The following is a 6,437-nucleotide window of genomic DNA, read 5'->3' on the forward strand; positions in this document are numbered from 1 at the left end:
ATTTGGCTAAACGCTTTAAAGTTGTTATAAGCGAAAAAGATCGTTCATGAAGGTATGGAAAACGACTGAAAAGCGGCGGAAACAGATGATCCAAGTCGATTCCGATGTGAGCCAAGCCAACGAGCAATTTGCTGGAAAAAGGGACGAGCGGTGACGCAAGATCTAGCAAGCTACAAAAGTTCAAAAGGCCTCGTGGACACCACCGATCCGGAAGTCGACAAGCCGATCTATCGGAAGCCCGGTTTTGACGGCAACGTGACGACGCTGGGAGACATGGAAGAACTGATCAGCGCCTTTCTGAAAAAAACGCGCGAGGCCAAGGGCCTCTCTCGCGCAGATATTGCGCCAATGCTCGGTCTGTCGACACCTGTCTACGGTCGCTACGAACGGGCATTTTCCAAAATGACGGTCACCCGAATGATCCATCTTTGTGAGATTCTCGGCTTCACGCCCATAGATATGATCTTTGAAGCCGCGCCGCATCTTTGGGGGCGCACGCAGGAGGAAGCCGAGGATCGTCTTACGCTGGATCGAATAGTCAGAAAGCTTCCGAGCGACGCAACGCACGACCTCATTCGGCTCTTGAGGCGCATGACCGCCGACGACAACCCGATCTGACGAGACATCAAGCGTTTGGTAAGCGCGGATCTTGGCCATGAACCACCCGGCCAGCCGACGCTCCTCTTAACCGGTGATCTCGCCAAAGATGTTCTCCATCATCCTCTTTCTGAAATAACGACATCGCACTTGCGCGGCGTGAGGCCACATCCTTTCATTTCTGCTTGATCATCGCATGCGCCGATTGCCGCAACGCCGATGATGATATCGCCATCGGCCGTCAGCTACGTATGCCCGACGGTTCGGTCAAATGCCTCCGGACCGCTGCGGGCGGCCAGCCCGAAGACCGAGCGGGCAAGATTTAATTTGCCCGCGGCAGCCCGCTCAGTCATTGCCCGCAAATACCCGCCGGGCGAGGCGACTTCCTGCCGGTTGGTTTTTTCAAGGGTAATTGCCACTGCGACTGCTGCTTGCAGTTCGCCCATCGTCGCGACGGCATTGCTACGGATACCCTCTGAAATCCCGGTGAAGCGGCACAACATCGGTGTCAGCCGAACAAGGTCCCGAAAGTTGTTGGGAGCGCATCCAAGCTCCTTAAGCGTCGGCGCTGCACGCATGACATCCTTGAGGGCAACCAGGGCCTGCCGCCGAGTGTCGCGCTCGCCGATTGAGCCTGGCCGGCCCGCCGCGCTTTGTTCCAAGGCCCGGTTGCTGGCGGCGCCGGCTTTTGGAAAACCAAGTCGTCCGGCATGAACCGAACCAGCTTGGCCATTACTACGTTCTGATTGATAAGGAGGTGTAATCTGTTTGTGCATGTCGTTTTCGACATCTAAACGTGTCGTTTTTTCTGCCTCAAGCTGGCCCTGACGTCGAGGGGCCAGCTGCATCAGCCGGTCGATGGACCATTCAAGAAGGAAGGTCGCACGACGTAGCAGATAGTTGGATGCCTTGGCAGCAATGCCGACATAATTGCTGATGCGCTCGATACGGTCGGCGACGCGTCGGCGCGCTGTTGCACTAAGATCAGCGGCAGCCAGCGCATAACGGGTATTTCGCAACGCGCCTCGATAGCGTCGCAGCGCCGCCTCGGTGGCCTTCTTCTCCGCCCGGATCTCTTTTACACGGCGATCGAGCTCGCCATAGCGCGCGATTAATATTCGTAGGTCGACCCCACATCCATCTGTTATGTCGCCATCACTGTTTCTGATCGGATATCGCTTATAATTTCCACTGTCCTGCATCGTGATCAAACCCAGATCGAAAAACCGGGAAAGCATTCGACTGACCCGACCGACCGAGCGTCCGACCTCAAATGCCAATTGACGGTTTGATTTGAAGACGATTGGTTGCCCCGATTTGTCGAAGGCATCGGCGGGAGCGGTGTTGATCAATATCAGCAAAAGATGGCTTTCGGTTCCGTTTATCAGACCTGTGCAAGTCAGATTTTGAGCAAGCACCGCCAATTGGGCACGGGTCACCATTCCGACTTCTGCCGATTGTGCCAAGCGCCGGAATTCGGCGCGTTGGGGCGTCATCTTGCGGCCGACTGGCCGCTGATGGGGGGTCGTATCGTCCATGTCCTCGTCTCCATTCGGGACCAGGCAAAGCTCCGCCGTTCACCAAATTGGCGTTTTTTGTTGACAAGGAAGGAAGGGTCTGCGAGAAAGGTTCTGGCTTAATTTATTCTCTTACAGACCCGCTTCCGGATTTCTTCGGGAGCGGTTTTCTTTTTCTGGTCGGTTTCGTCATCTCCGTTTCAAGCCCGGCTCATGCGTCGGGATCGTTGTGGGTAATGCGGAAAGCATATCTTAACAAATCAATTTGGCGCAAGATATGTACCGATCTGGACTGCTACTTGACGTCACAGTCGGGGCGATCAGCGAGTTAGTTCATTGATATTATATTACTTTTAGAAGATTGAGCGGCCTGGATAAATGCCGTTTTGCGCGAGCCTTTTTGGTTCGCCTTATGGATATGGGTTCGACAATTCGCCGAGCGCTTTAAAATCGGACCAATGACACCAGCCCGGAACGCGGCGGCCCTCCCGTACTTACGGTTGAGGAGCGCGGATGTGAATCTGGATGGCTGAATGGAATGGCGATTTGGGCGAGGGCAGGTTTTCCAAACCAGACTATGATCGGCCGGCTGATCATCGACGCAATTGATGACCGCTCCGTCATCAGCCCTTCCGGCCGTCTCCTTGCAAGGTCTTGGCGACGGCAGCAGGAGGGTTCTGGTGTGCCGTCCAGCGAGTCCATATGAACCCGGTTTCTGCCGCCGGCGTGAGATTGGATCTTCTGGTCGGATTATCGCCTACCGGTGCGCGGGTTCCCCATATTGAGATTGTGAATAGTTGCGGGCTTTTCCCTGGGGCTCCATTATATCCATAATCTGTCTGGCCGCAGTGCCGCCGCGGCAATTCAATGATCGATCACATGCAAATGCACGGACCCGTCAGTTCTGCGTTCCGCAGCCTTGCCGCCACACTCGCCGACGTTCCCGCGAGTGTGGCGATGATATCATTGTATTGAACCATGATTGTCATGATATCGGCTCTCTTCCAGCATTGGGGGCCGGCGATCAATGCGCACTTGTAAGCTCGCTAATGCTCCCGCAAGAATGAGACCCTTCGACGTCATGTCGTCAGTCGTGACAAAGACAGGGTCGAGCACCGGTCGGCAACATTGGAAGCGTGCCGCCGCATCCGCAATCGTTATCAATGGCGACCGATAAAGCTGTCCACCGTCGCCTCCGATAAGAACGATATTTCCGGCAAGCGGCTTCGGGCAGCCATCAAAGATCGTGAAGGCGGTTAGGCCGTCTCGCAATGCGTCCTCGTCAAAAAACAGCCAGTGCTTTTCGTCAAAGCGGATCATCTCGATCACCCTGCCGCCGATCAGGTCATAGATCGGTGCAATGCTATCTCCACCTCCACGATGCAACTTAACGGCTCGAAACAAGGCGGTTTCTGACTCCAACACGTATGCGATTTTTTTCATTTCCTCAGCCTTCTATTTTTTGAAGCGATCTCGTGTCGTACAAAAATGAAGAGAAGGGCCGGTGATTTGCGTTACCAACCCTGGATAGCGACAACGCGGCGCAATATGCTGATTTCTCCGAGCTGTGTAAATGCTTTCCGAGCCAATTTGGCACGTTTTTTGCGATCAAGTCCGATTCTGCTTTTCGCGAAATTAGCGGATATGACGCTGAATTGGTTGGAATATTTCGAATATTCTACCGAAATTTTGCAATGACACTATACTGGGAATGCGCCAAATTTATTGCCAGACTACCCGGTGAGAAGTCTCGGGCAGATATTTGGTCGAGCCATATTCCTACAAATAATCAACCTATGATGGACATTGAGGGCGAGGAAAGCGGTTTGGCGGAGCGATTGAGCCAGTGCGTTGCAGGCACCCGCGTTCACATTGTCCCAGCGTAGCCAATTTGGTGCGACAACTCGGTTTCGCATGCGAGGGGCTTTCGCGCAATATGCACTTAACCATTTGATAGATAACTATATAGTTTCGGTCACGGCGAACTTTGCATGAGATCGTGCGGTCAAAATGTGCGCCAAATAAGATCGGAAAATTTGAATTAGAGGTTTTAACGGCGACATTTATCCGTATAAGGAGAGTCCTGAGCGCTGACCTTCAGTCCGAGCAATGGCAGGACCATCATTGAAGCAATGGATTAAAGAACTCGGTTTAAAGCGGATCGACGATCCAGGCATAAACAGGCCGGTCTATCGAAAACCTTTTGACGGGCGAATAGCACTTAGCGCTGAACTCGAAGAACAGATCAGTATCAGCCTTCGCGAGGCTCGCGACAGACGAAAACTGTCTCGCTCGAAGCTCGCGCCCTTGCTTGGTCTCAGCGAACAGGTCTATGGCCGCTACGAAAATAAGGTCTCTCGTCTGACAGTGGGTCGACTGATTCACTTTTGTGAGGTTTTGGACGCAACTCCGGAAGAGATTATTGCGCCGGCAGCACCCCATCTTTGGGGTCGAACTGAAGCCAAAGCAGTTCTGCTGCTGGGCTGTATCGAGAAGTTGCGGACCTTCGACGAAGAGACTTTGCGGGACGTTTTCTGCTTGTTAGGTCGCATAGGAGAGACCTGTGACCATGGCGATGGCGCTCCGGCAGTTAACCCTTCGTGTCGCGCTGCCGTCGATATCCCTAGTGACGACGGCAAACCATGAAATGTGCGCCACAGCTTTCGGGGAAGGCGCAAGGGGCGCTGCGACGGTCGATCGAATTTGAGCGTGCCATTCCGGCGCGGAGCCCGTGCGCTCGACTTGTCGGCTTATCCTATGGTCCAAGTCCCGCCCTCAGCCCACGTTCACCCCAGGACGTAATTGACGCAATGTTCTTCCGGGACTTCGGGTGCGAAATCAAAGCGGTAGTCAACGCAGGCCAATGATTGCAAGCTCGCATCGACGACTGTTTGAAAGCGACGCTCCATTGCCGCGTGCCCGAGACGCTCAACGATCTGCGAGCGAAGCAGCAAGGCGGGATGCCTCCTGCAACAGGATCCTGCGCATCCAAAGGCTTGCCGGATCACCATTGTGAAGCGCAGGCCATTGAACGGCTTCGGTGAATGCAGGAAGTGGCAGTGGAAGTTCCATGATCCGCAGGGGTAGGTTTTTTGCGAAATGTTGAGCCAGTCGCAGCGGCATTGTCCCTATACGGTTGGTATTCGTTAGCACGGGTGGGATCATGCTAAAGCCCTGCACGACGACTTCGATACGTCTCTTGAAGCCGTGTTCGAGCAGATACCATTCCTCGATGGAAGGCCTGCGGGCATTCCCGAATTTGGCCGCGACATGACCCATGGACATATATCTGTCGAACGTAAGCGGCTGTGATAGCTGCTCGTTCGAGCGACAGCCGACGCAAGCGAGTGTCTCCTCAAACAGTTTCGCTCGGGGATGCGCACTTGGCATGAACACTTCCGGCAGAACTAGAAAATCGACTTCGCCGCGGCGCAGAAGCTCGTCGTAATCATCGGCAAGAGGCAGAAATTCGAAGCTCACCCCGGGAGCTTCGCGCGCCGCACGCTTCACGACCTTTTCCATAAACACCAGGGTGAGGAAATCGGAAAGGATGATCCTGAAACGGCGATCCGATTGGAAGGGATCAAATGGCTCCCAGGAGATGATGGAGAGCTGAATGTGGAGCAAAGCTTCACGGACTGCCGAAATGAGGCTCTCCGCTCGGGGCGTCAGGACAAGTTCGCGCCCATTCATCGTGAATAATTCATCGTCGAAATAGGCGCGCAATCGAGCAACGGCCGCGCTCATGGCAGGCTGGCTTAAGTTGATGTTGCGTGCCGCCGCCGTCAGATTACGCTCGGTCATCAGTGCATCGAGCGCAACAAGCAGATTTAGGTCGAATCCCTTAAAGCGCATTTTATCCTTCATCCAAACCGTGGATGGATGCCATCCAAACAATCAATTTTACCGATTTGCGCCGATGGTGCATGAGAAAAATGTCGATAACCTGACAAGTATGTCGAATAGCAGACGAGTACATCGGCGCAAGTGTACAAACGACTGAGGAAGGTCGGAAGTATTGAGAGAGTTAATCACCTCTGACGCGAGCGGAATAGAAAGGCTCTACTTTCACGATTGTTTAGCGTCGCAATCGATAATGGCTGCAACCGACGTCCAGCAGACGAGCCGTTGCTTCAATCGCACGATGTTTCTCTCAGAATTACAGCAAGCAAAAGGAGGTCTTTGCATGCGCGCTGACGTGCAGTGGAGACTGTGCTGGGAAAACGAGTTGGAACTCGCCGAACATGTCGAACTCGCCGAGTTCTTTCGAAAGACCTATGGGCCAACCGGGGCCTTTAATGCAAAGCCGTTCGAGGGCAGTCA

General features: G+C 53.9%; 5 protein-coding genes and 1 pseudogene. 3 read left to right on the forward strand and 3 right to left on the reverse strand.

Annotated features, from left to right (window positions below; genetic code table 11):
* The first annotated feature begins 150 nt into the window (after window positions 1-150).
* Window positions 151-618 (forward strand): helix-turn-helix transcriptional regulator, encoded by a 468-nt coding sequence (locus PY649_RS32005; RefSeq protein WP_120708923.1) that lies wholly within the window; start codon window positions 151-153, stop codon window positions 616-618.
* Between the two features lie 224 nt (window positions 619-842).
* Here PY649_RS32005 and repC read toward each other — a convergent pair whose 3' ends face one another.
* Window positions 843-2,135, reverse strand: a complete 1,293-nt coding sequence (repC, locus tag PY649_RS32010) for a plasmid replication protein RepC (protein WP_285872938.1) — start codon at window positions 2,133-2,135, stop codon at window positions 843-845.
* A gap of 942 nt (window positions 2,136-3,077) precedes the next feature.
* On the reverse strand, window positions 3,078-3,557 hold the full coding sequence (locus PY649_RS32015; protein WP_120708925.1) for a protein psiB: 480 nt from the start codon (window positions 3,555-3,557) through the stop codon (window positions 3,078-3,080).
* 666 nt (window positions 3,558-4,223) lie between these two features.
* Here PY649_RS32015 and PY649_RS32020 point away from each other — a divergent pair.
* On the forward strand, window positions 4,224-4,760 hold the full coding sequence (locus PY649_RS32020) for a helix-turn-helix domain-containing protein (protein WP_349644458.1): 537 nt from the start codon (window positions 4,224-4,226) through the stop codon (window positions 4,758-4,760).
* Between the two features lie 282 nt (window positions 4,761-5,042).
* Here PY649_RS32020 and PY649_RS32025 read toward each other — a convergent pair whose 3' ends face one another.
* On the reverse strand, window positions 5,043-5,969 hold the full coding sequence (locus PY649_RS32025) for a LysR family transcriptional regulator (protein ID WP_285872941.1): 927 nt from the start codon (window positions 5,967-5,969) through the stop codon (window positions 5,043-5,045).
* 331 nt (window positions 5,970-6,300) lie between these two features.
* On the opposite strand from PY649_RS32025, the pseudogene PY649_RS32030 reads away from it, so the two are divergent.
* Window positions 6,301-6,437, forward strand: a pseudogene (locus PY649_RS32030) (acyltransferase); the annotation flags it as partial.

The organism is Rhizobium mayense, assembly GCF_030272705.1.
GTDB lineage: Bacteria > Pseudomonadota > Alphaproteobacteria > Rhizobiales > Rhizobiaceae > Rhizobium > Rhizobium mayense.

Bases quoted from the DNA above. Each gene is read 5' to 3' on its own strand.
- repC (WP_285872938.1), bottom strand. From the start codon at position 2,135: ATGGACGATACGACCCCCCATCAGCGGCCAGTCGGCCGCAAGATGACG.
- PY649_RS32015 (WP_120708925.1), bottom strand. From the start codon at position 3,557: ATGAAAAAAATCGCATACGTGTTGGAGTCAGAAACCGCCTTGTTTCGA.
- PY649_RS32020 (WP_349644458.1), top strand. From the start codon at position 4,224: ATGGCAGGACCATCATTGAAGCAATGGATTAAAGAACTCGGTTTAAAG.
- PY649_RS32025 (WP_285872941.1), bottom strand. From the start codon at position 5,969: ATGCGCTTTAAGGGATTCGACCTAAATCTGCTTGTTGCGCTCGATGCA.